Here is a 14,961-nt window from a genome sequence, read left to right on the forward strand (position 1 = left end):
CAAAAAAGGCGGGCGCCCCGCAACGGGCGCCCGCCTTCTCTCCTGTCTGGCGATCACTCCTCGTAGTCCACCGCCGCGCGCTGGCAGACCACGCTGTGGACAAACTTTTTGACCTCCAGGTGAGCCGGGTGGACCTGGTACCCCTCCAGAGCTGCCCGGTCGGTGAGTTGGGAGACCAGGCAGAGGTCGTACCCGCCGGGGGTGAAGTTCTGGTGCACCCCCGCCGAGAGCAGGCCGGGCACCTGACCCACCAGTCCCTCCAGCAGTTCCTTCATCTTGCGGGCGCTGGCGGCCCGCTCGGCCTCTGGTGCCTCTTTCAAATTCCAAAAGACAATGTGTGTGACCACGGTAAAACCACCTTTCAAACTTCACGGGATATGTGGCAAAGCTGTAAGCTTATTGTAATAAAGGACCATGGAAAAGGCAACCGTTTTGCCCTATAATGAAATCAACAAAAACAGGCGGCCCTGCAAACAGAGCTGCCCCAGAGGGGAGGAATGCCGGATGAAGCGGTTTTTGCGCTATCTGCGAAACGCTATAATCATTGTGCTCGGCCTGGCCATCATCGCCGGGACCGCCTTCTCCGTTGCCTGCTTTGGCGACTACCGCAAACGGGTGGAGGCGGAGCCGGTAGCCGAAAAGGTGGCCGCCCTCCGCCGGGAAGAGGGGTATGTCCCCATCGGCGAGATCTCGGAAAACTTTCAAAAGGCCATCGTCGCCATCGAGGACCACCGCTTTTACTCCCACGGGGGGATCGACATCATCTCCATCGGCCGGGTGCTCTGGAAGAGCCTCTGGAACGGGCGGATCGTGGGGGGCGCCAGCACCATCACCCAGCAGGTCTGCAAAAACATCTACCTCTCCCAGGAACAGAGCCTTTCCCGCAAGGTGACCGAGGTCTTCTTCGCCTTCAAGTTGGAGCACGAACTCTCCAAGGAGGAGATTTTGGAGCTCTACTGCAACACCAGCTATTTCGGCAACGGGCGCACCGGCATCGCCGCGGCCAGCGCCTACTACCACACCGACCCCAGCGATTTGACAGTGGCCCAGGCGGCGTTTCTGGCCGCCCTGCCCCAGGCCCCCAGCTACTTTGCCGACAACCCCGAGCAGATGGAGGGTCGCTGGCGGGCCGTGCTGGGCGCTATGGTGGCTTACGGCTACCTCACCGAGGGGGAGCGCGACGAGATCGTCGCCCAGGGCTGCCCCATCCCCGATGAACTGCGATAGACAGATTTGGCGATAAAAGAGGCCGCGCGCCCGGGCAAGGGGTGCGCGGCCTCTCGGCCGTCTGTCAACCTGTTGGGGAAAAACGAGCTGTCAAATAGGGAACGAATGGGCCTGGCGGGTCTGGCGGGGAGCAAGGGCAGGCCTGCCAGGGCGAGGCGGCGTTCGTTCCTGTCAAACAGCCCCCCTCCCCTCCAGGCGGCATCTCGGCGGTGTGGTGGCCGCTACTCCTCCCCCAGCAGCTGGGCGAGGGCGCGCTGACCGGCCGCCCAACTCTCCTCCGCCTCGGCGGCAAGGGCAGCAAAATAGCGGTCCATCACCGGCTGGCGGGCCCGGGCCAGCGCCTGGGCGGCAGGGGTGTAAAACTGACCGGCAAGGCCTTTCAGCTTGCGGCGGTACTCCCGCAGCAGAGAGGGGCCCTCCCCCTCTTCGCCGGGCAGGGGGCGGCCCCTTTCCCCGACTCGGTAGAGGGGCTCCCCGATCTGCCCCCCAAAGCGGATAACCCGGGCCGCGCCCAGGGCCCCGGTCTGGTCCAGCTTGTCGGCATCAAAGAGGATCTTGGCCTCGATCGTCTCGGGCCGACGGTCAGCCCGGTAGCGGTGGCAGAGGACACAGTCGGCCACCCAGCGAGCCCGTGCCGGGGGATAGCCTTCCGCCCGCAGGAAATCCAACGCCTTTTGGCTGCCCACCTCGGCGTGGCAGAGGGCGGGGTCGGCCCTCTCCTCTGGGCGGCCCACATCGTGGAGGAGGGCGGCCAGGGCCACGATCTCCCCGTCGGCCTCGGGCATCCCCCCGGCAATGGAGAGGGCGTACCCCAGCACCCGGCGCACGTGCATCTCATCGTGCACCCCGCCGTCGGTGCAGGCCGCCATAAAGGCCTCGGCCCGGGCAAAGAGAGCTCTATCCATCCCCCTCATCCCCTTCCCCCTGCAGAGCGCTCAGCAGCCGCTCCCTGTCCCGCTGCAGCAGCGGGGCCATGCTCTCGCCGTAGCGCTCAAGATCAAGGCCCTCCAACACCCGGCAGAGGGGGCCTGCCAGGGCGGGGACATCGCGCACAGCCCCCTCCCAGGCGCGCAGGTACTGGCGCAGGGCGGTGGCCCGCTCCTCCTCTTGCAGCAGCCCCAGCAGCCGGGGCATCCAGCGCTCGAGCTGCTCCTCCTCTGCCCAGCGGGCGTTTTGCAGCAGCAAAAGGGCCCCGCGGGTGCGCCGGTAGCTGTTGGCACTGCCCAGCAGGGCGGCCAGCTCTTCCCAATAAGGGTAGACCTCCCGCCCTGTCCGCGAGCGCTCCAACAGCTCTTTCAGGGCGGCGTACCCCTCTCTTTCATCCCCTGCGCACAGGCGCTGCACCAGTGTCTGTGTGGGCTCGCCTTTCACCGCAACCACCCCTCTCTGCGGCCGTCCGCCACCGCCCGCTTCATCAGCGCGGGCTGAATGCGGGGGTAGGTCATCTGCCGGGGGACGGCGGAGCACAGTTCCACCCGCTCGATTTCATGGGGCGGCAGGGGGCCGAGGGCGGCGATCTCCGCCCGGTAGAGCACCCCGTAGCTGGGCCTCTCCTCCCCCCGGCACACAGCGTAAGGGCCCACCTCTTTGAGGGCAAAGTCGGTGGCGCCGGTCTCCTCCCACAGCTCCCGCCGGGCGGCCTGCTCCGGGGTCTCCCCCGGCTCCCGGTGGCCGCCGGGCAGTTCCAGGGTGCCGCGGCGGCGGTGCTTGCAAAAGACCCATCGCCCCCGGTGCCGGGCCGCCACCACCGCAAAGCGGACATCCCCCGGCGAGGGGGGCTCTGCAAAGGTGACCGCCGTGTCCTCCAGCGCTCGCCCTTCGGCCAGCACCCCCTCGATGAACTGCGCCTTCCCCTCGGTGTAGGCCACCCTGTCCGCGCTGTTGGCGGCCGCCAGCCCCTCTTTAAGGGCCTGATAGGCCGCCCGCTTCCCCTCGTCTCGGTTGAGGGTGTCGGAAAAATAGCAGTAGTCCCGCCAGCGGCGGCCGTCGTACTCCACCAGGTGGACGTGGTGGGTGCGGGTGTCGGCCCCCTCGTCCCCGGCGCTCAAAAAGAGGCTGTCCGGCTCGTCCACATGGGGGCGGTGGACAAATCCCGCCGCGGCCAGAGCGGGGTAAAGGGCCTCGGCCTGACCCAGGTCCCACATCCCCACCGCCAGGTCGATGATGGGCTTTGCCGCCAGCCCCTTGACCGAGGTGCTGCCCACGTGGCGGACGTCCGCCGCCTCGCTGCCAAACAGCTCCTGCAGGCGGGCGGCGGCCCGCGCCCTCTCCTCGGCCCAACTCTCCTGATAGGGCAGCAGCTGCACCGTGCCCCGCTTGAGTCCCAGCATCTAAAAGCGCCTCCTCTCCTCCCCTATCCGGCCTGAAAAGGCAGTTTTGGGGGGTATCGCCATTGTAGCACAAAACCCGCCCGGGGCAAATGCCCGAGCGGGTCTCTCACCGGTTTTCCCCGGTCTTACGGCCGGGGGTCGGGGCGCCACTCCAGCAGGTCGCCCGGCTGGCAGTCCAGGGCCTGGCAGATTTTGTCCAGGGTGGAAAAGCGCACCCCCTTGGCCTTTCCCGTCTTTAAGAGCGAGAGGTTGACGACAGTGACGCCGACTTCCCGGGACAACTGCGTCAGGGTCATCTTTCGCTGCGCCAGCACCACATCCAAATTGACCGCTATCACACCCTCACCTCAAATCACCAGTTCGCTGTCTTCCCGCAGCCGGGCGGCCTCGCCCACCAGCTGGGCAAGGGCCCGCGCCGCCAGGCCGAACACCGCGGCCGCCGCACAGACAAATAGGGCCAAAAGGGCGACTGCAGGGTGGCTGATGCCCAGCAAAAAATAGACGACATTGCCGGCGAGGAAGAGGGTGGCGTCCAGCAGCAGGGCCGTGGAGGCCCTCTTCACCAGGCGGGCGCTCTCTCCGGAAAAGGCGTTGCCCCGCCCGATCTCCCCTGTCAGCTTCCAGCCCCACAGGGCCACCAGAATGCAGGGCAGCGCCGTGGCCTCGACCAGCAGCAGCCAGGGCCAAAAGCGGTCCGCCAATTCCGGCGCCTGCCGCAGGAGACCCGCCGCCGCCCCGGGGACCGCCACCAGATAGACGGCGCCCAAACAGAGGCAACCCCCTGTCAGAGAAATTTTGCAGCAGCGAGCTAACTGTTTACACACCATTCTCCACTCCCCCTTTACGCCATCTCGTGTCCTGTTCCAACAACCACAGTATACCCTATATCATATTGAAATACAATAATGATTTAAAATAAAACATTAAATACATAAACCAAGTCCGTCAGACAAATGGGCGGTATACACCAGCCTGAAAAGGGCGACATACAGGCTGGGCCCCTCAAGGGGCGTCGAAACTCTACACTTGTATGACACCCGCTGTCACCGGTAAGCTGGTCATCTGGGATGCCATTTCATGTCATCCATCCCCCCAATCACCTTTTTTCACTTCCAGCACCCTTCCTCCTGGGAGGTCTCATGCCAAAGCAAACCGCCCCCGCGGCAGGGTCGGGGGCTTTGGGCGATAAAGCTGCAACAAAAAAGACCCGAGCCGTCGGCTCGGGTCTCTCTGCTTGCAACTGTCTCCCCTTTTCCCTCCGGTGCAGGAAGGCTGTCAAAGCCGCTACTGGGCGCTGCCCTGGGGCAAGGTACGGATGGTCTGGTCCCCCAGCACCACGTCGTAGGTGAGCATATCCCAAAAGAGATCGTCCCCCTGGGAAAACTGGTAGTCGTAGAGGGGCTGGCTCTCCATCTCGTCCAGGGCGGCGTTTTGGTCGGCAGTGAGGGGGGCGCCGGTGGTTTTCAGCAGCAGGTAGGGCAGGTAGAAGGAGGAGACCTTCTCCCCCGCGGGAAAGGCGCTCAAGTCGGCGCCGTAGTTGCTCCACACCAGGTAGCGCTGCTGGTAGAGGACATCGCAGTTGTCGCTGCCGATGCCCAGCTGGCTGTACACGTCGCCCGACGCGGTGAAGGAGGGGAAGTGGTCCCCCATAAAGAGGACGATTGTGGGCTCGTCGCTCGCGCGCAAATCGGCGATGAACCGGCCCAGCGCCTTGTCGGTGTGCTGGATTTTGTCCAGGTAGTAGTCGATCTCGGTGAGGGAGCTGGTCTCGTCCAGGTAGGGCTGGTGGTTTTGCATGGTCATGGCAAAGACCATCTGCGGCTGATCGCTCTCGCCGATGAGCTGCTCGATCTGGTCAAAGACACAGCCGTCGTCGGTGTAGGTCTTGTAATTTTTCTGGGGGACGGTCAAATCGCCCTGAAAGAGCATCCGGTCAAAGCCGTAGTTGTTGTAGGTTTTGTCCCGCCCGTAGAAGGTGCCGCTAAAGGGGTGCAGGTAGGTGGTCTCGTACCCCAGGGACTGGTAGTACCGGGGGAAGGCCGCCTGGGCCCGCTCCTTGAGCAGCTTGTGGGGAATCTCGGCGTTGTAGAGGGAGCGCACCGGCAGGCCGAAGAGCAGCTCAAACTCGCTGCGCACGGTGTAGCCGCCAAAGGTGGGCACCGCCGCCGTGCCGCTGGTCCCCTCGGCCGCCACCCGGTCGGCGTTCTGGTAGATCTCATCCCGCACCCCCAGCTCTTTGAGGGCGCGAAAATCGGCGTAGGACTCCGAGAGGACGACGACCACGTTGGGCTTTTTGTAGTCCGCCGCGGCGGCGGTCTCCTTGCCCGACTTGGCGGCAGCGGTGTTCAGGTAGGCGCGGTAGGCGCTCTCCCTCTTGGCGAGGGACTCGTTTTGGGAGAGGGCAGTCTCCACCAGGTTGGCAATCATCTGGTTGGAGGTGAACTTGTCGCTCTGCTCAAAGGTGTTGTAGGCGCTCTCGGCCCGGATGTCAAAGAGGTCCATCGCCCCGGCCGAAACGGTGGGGACGGCAAAAAAGCAGACCAGCACGGCGGCCACCGTGCCCAGGGTGGCAAAGCGCCGCCGCCCCGCCAGCGGCAGGGTGGGCCCCAGCCAGAAGACCGCCGCCCAATAGCCCAGCACCAAGAAAAAGCAGAGGGCCAATACCGGGGTGATCTGTATGTCGGCAAACCGGGCGATGTCCGAGGCGTTGGTGGTCATCACCAAGTCCCCCAGCACAAAGTGGCTGCCGCTGGTGCGGCACTTGAAAAACTCGACGCAGGAGAAGATGTAAAGGGGCAGAGCGGTCAGCAGCACCGCCAGGTGGCCCCGCCGAAACAGCAGCAAAAAGGCCGCGTAGATGAGCCCCACCAGCAGCACGTCAAAGAGGAGAACGGTGGGGCGGGCGAGCCAAAACCCGAACATATCGCCAAACTTCTGGCTCTGGTTGAGTTCGCACACCAGCACGATAAAGAGCGGGTAGAGGGCCAGAAGCACCCTGCCGGCGCGGGGATGGCGGTCGGGCATCTGCGCGCGCAGGGCAAAAAAGCGGCTGATGCGCCCCTGTTTTTTCTCTTCCATCTCGATCACCTACCACTCCGCCAGACCCTTGTCCCGCGGCTTTCTCTATTCTATGCCTTCATTCTATCGGGACAATATGACAGTCTCGTGATAAAAAAAGTGACAACTTTATGAACAACCCCTGTCGATCTGCCGACAGGTCTACATCCAGAGGCGAAGCGCCCCCAGCAGCACCAAAATCGCCCCGGACAGCCAGGTGAGCCCGCCCTGAAACCGCCCAGCCAGCTTGCTTCCCAGGCGGTGTGCCCCCCCGATGAGGGCCAGCCCCAGCAGCAGGGAAACCGCCAGCAGCGCCAGCGGGCGGGCCCCAAACAGCCCCAGGCCAAAGCCCGCCCCCAGCGAGTCGGCCGAGAGGGGGACGGCCAGCAACAGCGCCTCTTTGGGGCTGAGGGTGCGGGAGTTGTCCCGGTCGGCCCGGGTCTCGTCCAGGCAGATCTCCGCCAGCACCTGCACCCCGGCCACCTGAAAGCGGATCTCCCGCTCCCGCCCGCCCCGGCGCAGCCAGCCCCGCAGGGCCGCGCCCCCCAGGGAGAAGAGCCCCAGCGCAATCAACAGCCAGGCCCCCGCCGCCGCGCAGAGGGCGGGGTCGAGGGCGCCGGTGAGCAGCCCCGCCCCCCAGACGGCGGCGGCCAGAAAGCCGCTGCCCACCCCGGCGATCACCAGCGCCGAGCGCAGGGGAATGCGGATGCCCGCCGCCCCATAGGCAAAACTGGCGGCAAAGGCGTCGGCGCACACCGAGAGGGAGAACAATATCATCTGCAGCAAACCATCACCCCATTTATTGGATTCAGACCAGTCTATGGGGCGAGGGAGAAAACGTTCAAAAAGGGGACAAATCCATCGGTTTTTTACAGGATACCAGAATCGGGCCCAAATGGCAAGGCGAAGGGTGTAAATATATAGGAAGGACAGGTTCATTCCCGCCCCCGCCGCTCCCGCCCGGCGCGAAGGGCCGCCTGCGCCAGCTGCAACCCCCGCTGCCCGCCCCGCAGCAGCGCCGCGGACACGGGGCGATAGACCCAGTCGAACTCCCCTGCCCACTCGGCCACCTGGCCGCCAAACCCCTTTTTAAAGCGGTAGATGCCGTAGGCCGGGTGGCCCGGCTCCAAGAAGTGGGGGACGGCCCCAAAGTCGTAGACCGCGCAGCCCCCCGCCAGGGCCCAGCGGATCATCTCCCACTGCATCAAGTAGTTTGGCATGGCCTCCCGCCCCCAACCGGACGAGGCGCCGTAGAGGTAGGTGGCCGTTTGCCCATAGCGCAGGGCCAGGGCGCCGGAGATCGGCCGCCCCTGCCAGCGGCAGAGAAAGAGGCGGCAGCGCGCGGGGCCAAAGGCCCGCAGCAGCCGCTCCAAATAGGCCGGGGGGCGGATGACAAAGCCGTCCCGGCGGCCGGTCTCCTCCAGCAGGGGGTAGAAGGCGTCCAGTTCCTCCGCCCCGCCCATCCGGCACTCCACCCCCTTTTTGATCGCCCGGCGCAGGTTGTAGCGGCACTTCTGTGAAAAACCGGCCAGCAGCTCCTCCTCCCTCCTGTCTGCCAGGGGGAGGAGATAGCCAAACCGGGGTTGCAGGGTGCGGTAATCCCCCTCCCCCGGCCGGTGGCGAAACCCGGCCGACTGGAGAAGGGCTGCCTCCGGCCCGCCGGGGGCGACCAGAGGGTCGAGTTTGAGCAGGCAGGCGCGCTCCCTCTCCGCCAGCCGGGCAAAGCCCTCTGTCAAATCGCCCAAGACCGCCCGGTCGCTCCACTCCCCCACCGGGCCCCGTGGACAGTACAGCAGCGAGCCCCCCACCAGGGGCAGGGGGCGGATCAGGGCCAGGGCCGCCGCGCGGATCCCGCCGTCCTCCCCCCGGGAGAGCAGGGCCTGGGCCCGCCAGTTTTCCTTGACCTCCCCCCAGGCGAGGGACTGAAAAAAGCTCCCTCGCCTTTCCACAAACGCCTCGTACTCCGCCGCCAAGGCCCTGTCCTCCCGGTCCACCCACGCAAGCATGCGATCTCCTCCTTCGACTTTTCCCCCATGTTATCTGTATTTCAGATAAAAGTCAATATCTCGATTTCGGATAGCACATACTGTCACTGGGTGATCAAAATGGCTTACAGACACATTCGCGACCTCCGCTGTGACCGGGACATCCGCCAGCGGGAGGTGGCCGAGCACCTGGGGATGGCGCAGAACACCTACTCCCAGTACGAGACCGGCACCATTGCCCTGACGGCGGAGGTGCTCTGTCGCCTGGCCGACTTTTACGGCACCAGCGTCGACTACCTGCTCGACCGCACCGACAACCCCGCCCCCTACCCGCCGCCCAAGCGGTGAGGGGCGGCTATCCAGGACCAAAACAGAAGAGGGGAGCGAACAGTCTGAACGGTTCGCTCCCCTCTCCCTTCTATCCGCCCCGCAGGTGCACTTTACAGGTGAAGCTGAAAGGCGCCGAAATCGCGCACCCCCAGGCCCTGGCGGCACTCCCCCTTTGCCCAGAGATCGGCAAAGGCCCGGTCGATTTCCCCCACCAGCTCAGCGGGGACGTCCAGGCGGTGGTGGCCGGGCAGCACCCGGCGGGGTGACAGGGCACGCACCCGCTGGATGGACTGCCAAAAGGCCAGGGGGTCGGTGGTGGGGTAGAAGGCGTCCAGGCAGCCGGCATAGACCAGGTCGCCGGCGTAGAGGGTCCCCCGCCGGGGCTCGTAAAAGCAGAGGTGCCCCGGCGAGTGACCCGAGGTGTGCAGCACCTCCACCTCCCTCTCCCCCAGATCGATGGCGTCGCCGTCATTCAAGGCAATCGCCGCGCCCCCCTGGTAGAGGCGGTACTGCTCCGAGTCAAAGGAGGGCGGGAACGCCGTCTCCCCCCGCAGGAGTTCCGCCTTGACCGCCGACAGGGGGAGGGGAAAGTGGCCGGCGAGCCACCCCTGCTCCTGTGCACCGACGGCGATGTCCTCAAGGGCAAAGCAGTGGTGGCCGCCGATGTGGTCCCAGTGGGCGTGGGTGGTGGCCAGCAGCACCGGCAGCGAGGTCAGCTCCCGCACCGCCCGGCCGATGTCCGCCACCCCCAACCCGCTGTCGATGAGCAGGGCCCGCCGCGCCCCCAACAGCAGGTAGCAGTGGGGCTCCTCCCAGTGCCGGTATTCGCTGATGGCATAGGTGTCTCTCTCGATCTGTTCGACGGTGAACCACTCGCCCATGTTGTTCCTCTTTCCTCGGCCGCCCACCTTTTGGGGCAGTTCCTTCCCCTTTACCTTATCTCCCGGCTCCCTTGCCGTCAACCTGTTTTTTCCCCGCGCGGCCGTCCGGATGGACATGCGGCAAAAAGCCAGTTGCTTTTTGGGCGCAAATCAAGAGTACTTTTCTTTTTTGCTTGACTTTTCTCATTTTTGATACTATTATCATTATTGATAACAATTGTGAGAGGAGGAGTGCCAATTGCCGTTTACGGCGGATATCATGAAGGCCATGCTCAACCCGGTGCGGATGCGAATCATCCAGCACCTGATCCTGCACCCCACCGCCACCAGCGGCGAGATTGCCGCCGCCCTCAGCGATGTGCCGAAGGCCACCCTCTATCGGCACATCAAAAAGCTGGCGCAGCTGGAACTTTTGCAGGTGGCCGAGGAGCGGCCGGTGCGGGGTTCGGTGGAGAGGGTTTACCGCCTGGCCCCCAACCCCCAGTGGCACGGCAGCGAGGAGGAGCTGGAGCAGATGCACCAGGGACTGTTTGCCATCCTTCTGGGCATCATGGGCGATTTCGAGCGCTATTTTGCCCAGCAGCCGCCACCCGACCCGGCCAAGGGGGACATCGCCCTCACCACCTCAACGCTGATGCTCACCGACGGCGAGATGCGGCAGTTGAGCGTGGAGATGGGCAAAATTTTGGGCCCGCTGGTGCAAAACGGGCCCGCCCCCGGGCGCAAGGCCCGCAAACTGACCTTTATCATCACGCCGGCGGAGGCGTCGGCCGCTCCCCCAGAGGGACGAGAGAAGGAGGAACCCCCATGCTGAAAATCGAGCATTTGACCAAGGTGTACAAGGGCGGCAAAAAGGCCGTCGACGACCTGAGCCTAGAGGTGGCCGCCGGCGAGATCTACGGTTTTATCGGCCACAACGGCGCCGGCAAGACTACCACCATCAAGGCGGCGGTGGGGATCTTGGATTTTGAGGGAGGCGACATCTTCATCGACGGGCACTCGGTCAAGCGAGAGCCCATGGCCTGCAAGGCGGTCACCGCCTACATCCCTGACAACCCCGACCTGTACGACCACCTCACCGGCATCCAGTACCTGAACTTCGTCGGCGACGTCTTTGCCGTCGAGGGGGAGCTGCGCCGCCAGCGCATCGCCAAATACGGCGACCGGCTGGAACTCACCGCCAACCTGGGCGACCCCATCTCCTCCTACTCCCACGGGATGAAGCAGAAGTTGGCCATCATCTCCGCCCTGATCCACGCCCCCAAGCTGCTGGTCTTAGATGAGCCGATGGTGGGACTGGACCCCAGCGCGGCCTTTCAGCTCAAGCAGATCATGAAGGAGCTCTGCGCGCAGGGCAGCACCATCTTCTTTTCTACCCACGTGTTGGAGGTGGCAGAAAAGCTCTGCGACAAGATCGCCATCATCAAAGAGGGGCGGCTGGTCGTCAGTGGCCCCACCCACGAGGTGATCGGCCAGAGCAGCCTCGAAGACGTATTTTTGGAGTTGATCGACCATGAATAAGCTGTTTTTACTCGGCAAAGTCTACGCGCTCCAATCCCTCGGCATCGGCAAGATGCTGTACGCCAAGGACCCGGCCGCCAAGCGCAAATCGCTGCTCATGGGGGTGGGGGTTGCCTTTCTCGCCGTCCTCCTGGTGGCCATGTCGGCTGTCTACTCGGTGGGGATGGGACAGCTGGCCGCCATGGTGGGGCGGCCGGAGCTGGTGCTGACGGTCATGGCTGTGGCCGCCTCCCTCCTCTCCCTCATCACCGTCATCTACAAGGCCGGCAGCGTCCTCTTCTCCTTTCAAGACTACGACCTGCAGATGGCCCTGCCCATCCCCCAGAGCACCATCGTCGCCAGTCGGGTGCTCATCCTCTACTCCAGCAGCCTGCTCTTTTCCTGCCTGCTGCTCGTCCCCGCCGCCGTGGTCTACGCGGTGCAGACCGGCCCCTCTCTCTGGTTCTGGCTGGCCCTGGTGCCCGCGCTGCTGGCAATGCCCATCCTGCCGCTGGTCGTCGGGTTGGTCCTCGGCGGGTCGGTGGCCCTGATCGCCGCCCGGCTGGGGCGCAACAAAATCCTCTCCATCCTCCTGTATGGGCTGCTGATCGTGGGTGTCCTCTTTGGCTCCACCGCCCTCAGCTACCGCGCGGCCGAAATGGAGGTCACCGAGCTGGCCCAGGTCGGCAGCCAAATCGCCCTGCAGCTGGAATCCGTCTACCCGCCGGCGCGGCTGTTCACCCAGGGGGTGGCCGGCGGCAACTGGGGCAGCTGGCTTCTGCTGATGGCCCTGTGCATCCTGCCCTTCGCCCTCTTTTGTCTGTTGGTGGGGCGCTGCTACCGGCAGCTGCACGCCGTCTTCACCACCACCTCGGCCAAAGGAAAGTACCGCCTGGGCGAACTGCGCCAGTCCTCCGCCCTCTCGGCCCTCTACAAAAAGGAGTGGCGGCGCTTCACCTCCTCCACCCTCTACATCTTCAACGCCGGGATGGGAGCGCTGATGCTGATTTTGCTCTGCGGGGCGATACTCTTTTTGCCCCAGGACCAGTTGGAGGCCATGATGGGCGTTCCCGGCCTGGCCGGGATGCTCACCGGCATCTGCCCCCTCATCATGGCCGCCGTCGGGGGGATGGGGGCTGTCAGCAGCTGCTCCATCTCCCTGGAGGGAAACCACCTCTGGATCTTGCAGTCCCTGCCGGTCCGCACCTCGCAGGTGTTTGCCAGCAAGGCCCTGGTCAACCTCACCGTCCTCGTCCCCGCCTGCCTGATCGGCTCGACCATGGCGGGGATGGCCCTGCGCCCCTCCCCCGCCGAGTGGGTGCTCTTCTACCTGACCCCGCTGGCCTTCGCCCTCTCCACCTCTCTGGGAGGGCTGGTCTGCAACCTCCTGTTCCCCAAATTGGACTGGCAGAGCGAGGTCACGGTCATCAAGCAATCCGTCGCCTCCTTTTTGGGGTACTTCACCACCCCCATTCTGGCCGCGGCGTTCATCGGCCTCGGTTTCGCCCTGCGCCTGTCCATGGTCTTGGTCACGGCTGTGGCCACTGCGGCCGCCGTCCTCCTCTGTCTGGCGATGTGGGGGTGGCTGAACACAAAGGGCGCGCGGATTTTCGCCCAGCTATAAAAAAAGAGCCCTCCGGCCGGAGGGCTCTTTTTATGTGCGCCTGCACCCGCTCACGGTGCGAAGGCAAGCGGCCTGCCCTTTTTGAGCTGGGTGGGCAAGCGGGGGCAATCCCTCTGTACCAACCCCTCTCGTGCGGGGCAAAAACTCGAAGGATGCTTTCAGGCGGAAGAGGTGGCAGCATGGTGGGGCTGCGCACAAATGTGGCGTTCTCGCCGTTTGGAAGGGCGCGGCCTCGGGAGGGTGCGACAAACCGTCTCGCCGCTGTGATTACTACTTCTTAGAAAGTTTATCCATGTACCATGGTGACGGGAGTGTGCTTTGGGAGGATTTCAAGTCGCGCACCTGCGCGGGGCGCGACTGGCAACCAGCGTCGGCCTTGGAGGACACCATGGAATTTCAATCCACGCACCTACGAGGGGTGCGACGCAACAAAGCACAAAAACACTTCATCCTCTTTCTTCTTTACTATACCGCTTCCCCAATGTACTGTCAATTTGCAGCGACAAAGCCCCTTTTGTCACTATCACTCCTCCCCTGCGACTGCCCACACGCGGTGCGAAGGTCTTGGGAAAACCCTGTTCGCTTGCCCTTCGCACCGAGAGCCGTAGCATTGTAAAAAAGCCCCAGCCCGCAAAAAAGGAGCGCCTAAAAGGCGCTCCTTTTCAATTAGTGTTCACTTTTTTCCTCTGCCTCTCGCCGGGACACAACAATGGCGCTGGCGACTATGGCGGCCGCCACGGCCAGCAGGGCGACCCCGTCGAGGGCGCAGCCCCGCAACAGGTAGAGCAGGGCTGTCAGGGCGGAGACCACGCTATAGAAAAAGAGGTCTTTGCCGAGGAGACCAGGGCGCTCGTCCCCCATCTTTTCGGCATCCGCATCGGTCTGGCGACGGCGGCAGGCAGTGTATACGGCCACGGCCGCCATCAGCAGCAGGACCAGCCAGTGGACCCAGCAGTTGCCCGCACCGCGGCCGCCCAGCAGACCGGTATAGGGGGCACTCCCCTCTCCGTTCGGCGCGCCGCCGGAACCGTCCGCGCCGTCGGGGTCAGCAGGGCCCACGGGGCCGGTGATTTGGCGGTCGGTGAGCTTGTAGGTCAACTGCACCGTGGTGGTGTTGCCCACCGAGTCGGTGGCGGTATAGTAGAAAGTGCAGCTGCCGGGGCGGGTCAGGTCGATTTCTTCTGTGGGCCGGCCATCTTGGTCAAAGAGCAGCAAATCGTATGTCAGGCTGCCGTCCGCCTGGTTGGAGGAGACGGTGTACTGCTGGGCCATCCAGTGCAGGATGTCGGCCTTGCTCCAGCTGCCGGAGCGGACCTCCTCCTCCAGATAGTCGCGGATGTTCCAGTGCTTCTTCTGGCTGCCGGGCACTGGGTCGGGCAGGGGGATGGGGTCGGGCAGGGGGTGGTCCGGGTCGCTGGGCACCACCACTGGGGGCGTTTTGCTGATGAGGTGGTACTTCAACTTGATGCTGACCCGGTTGCCGTCCTGGTCGGTGGCGGTGTAGATGAGGACGTAGTCCCCCACCCGGCTCTGGTCGATCTGCTCCACCAAGTTCCCCTTGCTGTCGTAGAGGGAGACGCTCCCCGTGAGCGCCGCCCCCACCGGGGAGCTGGCTCCGTAGCGCTCCTCCATCCAGGAGAGGGCCGCCGCGTTGTCCAGCACGCTGTCCTTGATGTACTCGGTGTACTCGTCCTCGTAGAGCAGCGCCGAGGGCTTCTCCGGGTCGGGCTCCTCCCCGTCCGGCAGAGGGGTCAGGGGGTCGTCCGGGTCGGCGGGCGTCGGGCCCACCAGTTCCCCGTCCTCCGGCGGGACGATCACCGGCGGCACCCGGCTGATGAGGTGGTAGGAGAGCTCCACCACCGTCTGGTTCCCGTTTGCGTCGGTGGTTATGTAGCGGATCAGGTAGTCCCCCACCCGGGTCAGGTCGATCTCCTCGATGGGGGCGCCGTTTCTGTCCTCCAACTCCACCTGCACCGACTGGCCGGCCGCATCCGGGTAGGTGAAGTGGTAGCGCTCCTCCATCAGGG

General features: G+C 64.6%; 16 protein-coding genes. 5 read left to right on the forward strand and 11 right to left on the reverse strand.

Annotated features, from left to right (window positions below; all coding sequences use genetic code 11):
- Nucleotides 1-53: 53 nt before the first annotated feature.
- Complete coding sequence (locus ACTNAU_RS05715; RefSeq protein ID WP_185916761.1) at nucleotides 54-347, reverse strand: Dabb family protein; 294 nt, start codon at nucleotides 345-347, stop codon at nucleotides 54-56.
- A gap of 157 nt (nucleotides 348-504) precedes the next feature.
- Between ACTNAU_RS05715 and ACTNAU_RS05720 the strand changes: the two genes are divergently transcribed.
- A complete protein-coding gene (locus ACTNAU_RS05720) occupies nucleotides 505-1,227 on the forward strand; it encodes a transglycosylase domain-containing protein (protein WP_216402300.1) in 723 nt (240 codons plus the stop codon).
- Between the two features lie 221 nt (nucleotides 1,228-1,448).
- Here the strand turns inward: ACTNAU_RS05720 and ACTNAU_RS05725 are convergent, their stop codons facing one another.
- The 8 genes from ACTNAU_RS05725 to ACTNAU_RS05760 form a co-directional block, all read right to left on the reverse strand.
- Nucleotides 1,449-2,132, reverse strand: coding sequence for an HD domain-containing protein (locus tag ACTNAU_RS05725; protein WP_256136386.1), 684 nt, complete (start codon nucleotides 2,130-2,132; stop codon nucleotides 1,449-1,451).
- Nucleotides 2,125-2,598 (reverse strand): hypothetical protein, encoded by a 474-nt coding sequence (locus ACTNAU_RS05730; protein WP_441097834.1) that lies wholly within the window; start codon nucleotides 2,596-2,598, stop codon nucleotides 2,125-2,127. The genes ACTNAU_RS05725 and ACTNAU_RS05730 overlap by 8 nt, the downstream gene beginning before the upstream one ends.
- Nucleotides 2,595-3,557, reverse strand: a complete 963-nt coding sequence (locus ACTNAU_RS05735) for a GrpB family protein (protein ID WP_441097835.1) — start codon at nucleotides 3,555-3,557, stop codon at nucleotides 2,595-2,597. Before ACTNAU_RS05735 ends, ACTNAU_RS05730 begins: the two co-directional genes overlap by 4 nt.
- Nucleotides 3,558-3,682: 125 nt before the next feature.
- Nucleotides 3,683-3,895: a helix-turn-helix domain-containing protein gene (locus tag ACTNAU_RS05740; protein WP_441097836.1), complete on the reverse strand. Its 213-nt coding sequence runs from the start codon at nucleotides 3,893-3,895 to the stop codon at nucleotides 3,683-3,685.
- Nucleotides 3,896-3,904: 9 nt separating this feature from the next.
- Nucleotides 3,905-4,324, reverse strand: a complete 420-nt coding sequence (locus ACTNAU_RS05745) for a DUF2975 domain-containing protein (RefSeq protein WP_441097837.1) — start codon at nucleotides 4,322-4,324, stop codon at nucleotides 3,905-3,907.
- Between the two features lie 517 nt (nucleotides 4,325-4,841).
- Nucleotides 4,842-6,635, reverse strand: a complete 1,794-nt coding sequence (locus tag ACTNAU_RS05750) for an LTA synthase family protein (RefSeq protein WP_441097847.1) — start codon at nucleotides 6,633-6,635, stop codon at nucleotides 4,842-4,844.
- A 141-nt stretch (nucleotides 6,636-6,776) separates the two neighbouring features.
- The gene (locus ACTNAU_RS05755) at nucleotides 6,777-7,391 is read right to left on the reverse strand and encodes a manganese efflux pump (RefSeq protein WP_441097838.1); all 615 of its coding nucleotides are present in this window, start codon (nucleotides 7,389-7,391) and stop codon (nucleotides 6,777-6,779) included.
- Between the two features lie 158 nt (nucleotides 7,392-7,549).
- On the reverse strand, nucleotides 7,550-8,620 hold the full coding sequence (locus ACTNAU_RS05760) for a lipid II:glycine glycyltransferase FemX (protein ID WP_441097839.1): 1,071 nt from the start codon (nucleotides 8,618-8,620) through the stop codon (nucleotides 7,550-7,552).
- A gap of 99 nt (nucleotides 8,621-8,719) precedes the next feature.
- On the opposite strand from ACTNAU_RS05760, the gene ACTNAU_RS05765 reads away from it, so the two are divergent.
- Complete coding sequence (locus tag ACTNAU_RS05765; RefSeq protein ID WP_185916770.1) at nucleotides 8,720-8,947, forward strand: helix-turn-helix domain-containing protein; 228 nt, start codon at nucleotides 8,720-8,722, stop codon at nucleotides 8,945-8,947.
- 92 nt (nucleotides 8,948-9,039) lie between these two features.
- Here ACTNAU_RS05765 and ACTNAU_RS05770 read toward each other — a convergent pair whose 3' ends face one another.
- Complete coding sequence (locus tag ACTNAU_RS05770) at nucleotides 9,040-9,810, reverse strand: MBL fold metallo-hydrolase (protein WP_441097840.1); 771 nt, start codon at nucleotides 9,808-9,810, stop codon at nucleotides 9,040-9,042.
- 238 nt (nucleotides 9,811-10,048) lie between these two features.
- Here ACTNAU_RS05770 and ACTNAU_RS05775 point away from each other — a divergent pair, with 238 nt between their 5' ends.
- The 3 genes from ACTNAU_RS05775 to ACTNAU_RS05785 are packed head-to-tail and all read left to right on the forward strand — an operon-like array spanning nucleotide 10,049 to nucleotide 12,934.
- Entirely contained in the window at nucleotides 10,049-10,624 is a 576-nt protein-coding gene (locus ACTNAU_RS05775) for a helix-turn-helix domain-containing protein (protein WP_441097841.1), read from the forward strand.
- Nucleotides 10,618-11,331 carry an ABC transporter ATP-binding protein gene (locus ACTNAU_RS05780; protein WP_185916772.1) on the forward strand — a complete coding sequence of 238 codons (714 nt, stop codon included), beginning with the start codon at nucleotides 10,618-10,620 and terminating at the stop codon, nucleotides 11,329-11,331. The genes ACTNAU_RS05775 and ACTNAU_RS05780 overlap by 7 nt, the downstream gene beginning before the upstream one ends.
- Entirely contained in the window at nucleotides 11,324-12,934 is a 1,611-nt protein-coding gene (locus ACTNAU_RS05785) for a hypothetical protein (protein WP_441097842.1), read from the forward strand. The genes ACTNAU_RS05780 and ACTNAU_RS05785 overlap by 8 nt, the downstream gene beginning before the upstream one ends.
- 666 nt (nucleotides 12,935-13,600) lie before the next feature.
- On the opposite strand, the gene ACTNAU_RS05790 is transcribed toward ACTNAU_RS05785, so the two are convergent.
- A partial coding sequence (locus ACTNAU_RS05790) for a hypothetical protein (protein WP_441097843.1) occupies nucleotides 13,601-14,961 on the reverse strand: 1,361 nt, incomplete at its 5' end.

The sequence above is a fragment of the Bittarella sp. HCP28S3_D9 genome (assembly GCF_052065655.1).
Classification (GTDB): Bacteria; Bacillota; Clostridia; order Oscillospirales; family Ruminococcaceae; genus Bittarella; species Bittarella massiliensis.

What these genes read in the sequence shown, in the direction of transcription:
- ACTNAU_RS05725 (WP_256136386.1), bottom strand. Translation starts at nt 2,132, where the DNA reads ATGGATAGAGCTCTCTTTGCCCGGGCCGAGGCCTTTATGGCGGCCTGC.
- ACTNAU_RS05770 (WP_441097840.1), bottom strand. Translation starts at nt 9,810, where the DNA reads ATGGGCGAGTGGTTCACCGTCGAACAGATCGAGAGAGACACCTATGCC.
- ACTNAU_RS05735 (WP_441097835.1), bottom strand. Translation starts at nt 3,557, where the DNA reads ATGCTGGGACTCAAGCGGGGCACGGTGCAGCTGCTGCCCTATCAGGAG.
- ACTNAU_RS05750 (WP_441097847.1), bottom strand. Translation starts at nt 6,635, where the DNA reads ATGGAAGAGAAAAAACAGGGGCGCATCAGCCGCTTTTTTGCCCTGCGC.
- ACTNAU_RS05720 (WP_216402300.1), top strand. Translation starts at nt 505, where the DNA reads ATGAAGCGGTTTTTGCGCTATCTGCGAAACGCTATAATCATTGTGCTC.
- ACTNAU_RS05765 (WP_185916770.1), top strand. Translation starts at nt 8,720, where the DNA reads ATGGCTTACAGACACATTCGCGACCTCCGCTGTGACCGGGACATCCGC.
- ACTNAU_RS05760 (WP_441097839.1), bottom strand. Translation starts at nt 8,620, where the DNA reads ATGCTTGCGTGGGTGGACCGGGAGGACAGGGCCTTGGCGGCGGAGTAC.
- ACTNAU_RS05755 (WP_441097838.1), bottom strand. Translation starts at nt 7,391, where the DNA reads ATGATATTGTTCTCCCTCTCGGTGTGCGCCGACGCCTTTGCCGCCAGT.
- ACTNAU_RS05780 (WP_185916772.1), top strand. Translation starts at nt 10,618, where the DNA reads ATGCTGAAAATCGAGCATTTGACCAAGGTGTACAAGGGCGGCAAAAAG.
- ACTNAU_RS05785 (WP_441097842.1), top strand. Translation starts at nt 11,324, where the DNA reads ATGAATAAGCTGTTTTTACTCGGCAAAGTCTACGCGCTCCAATCCCTC.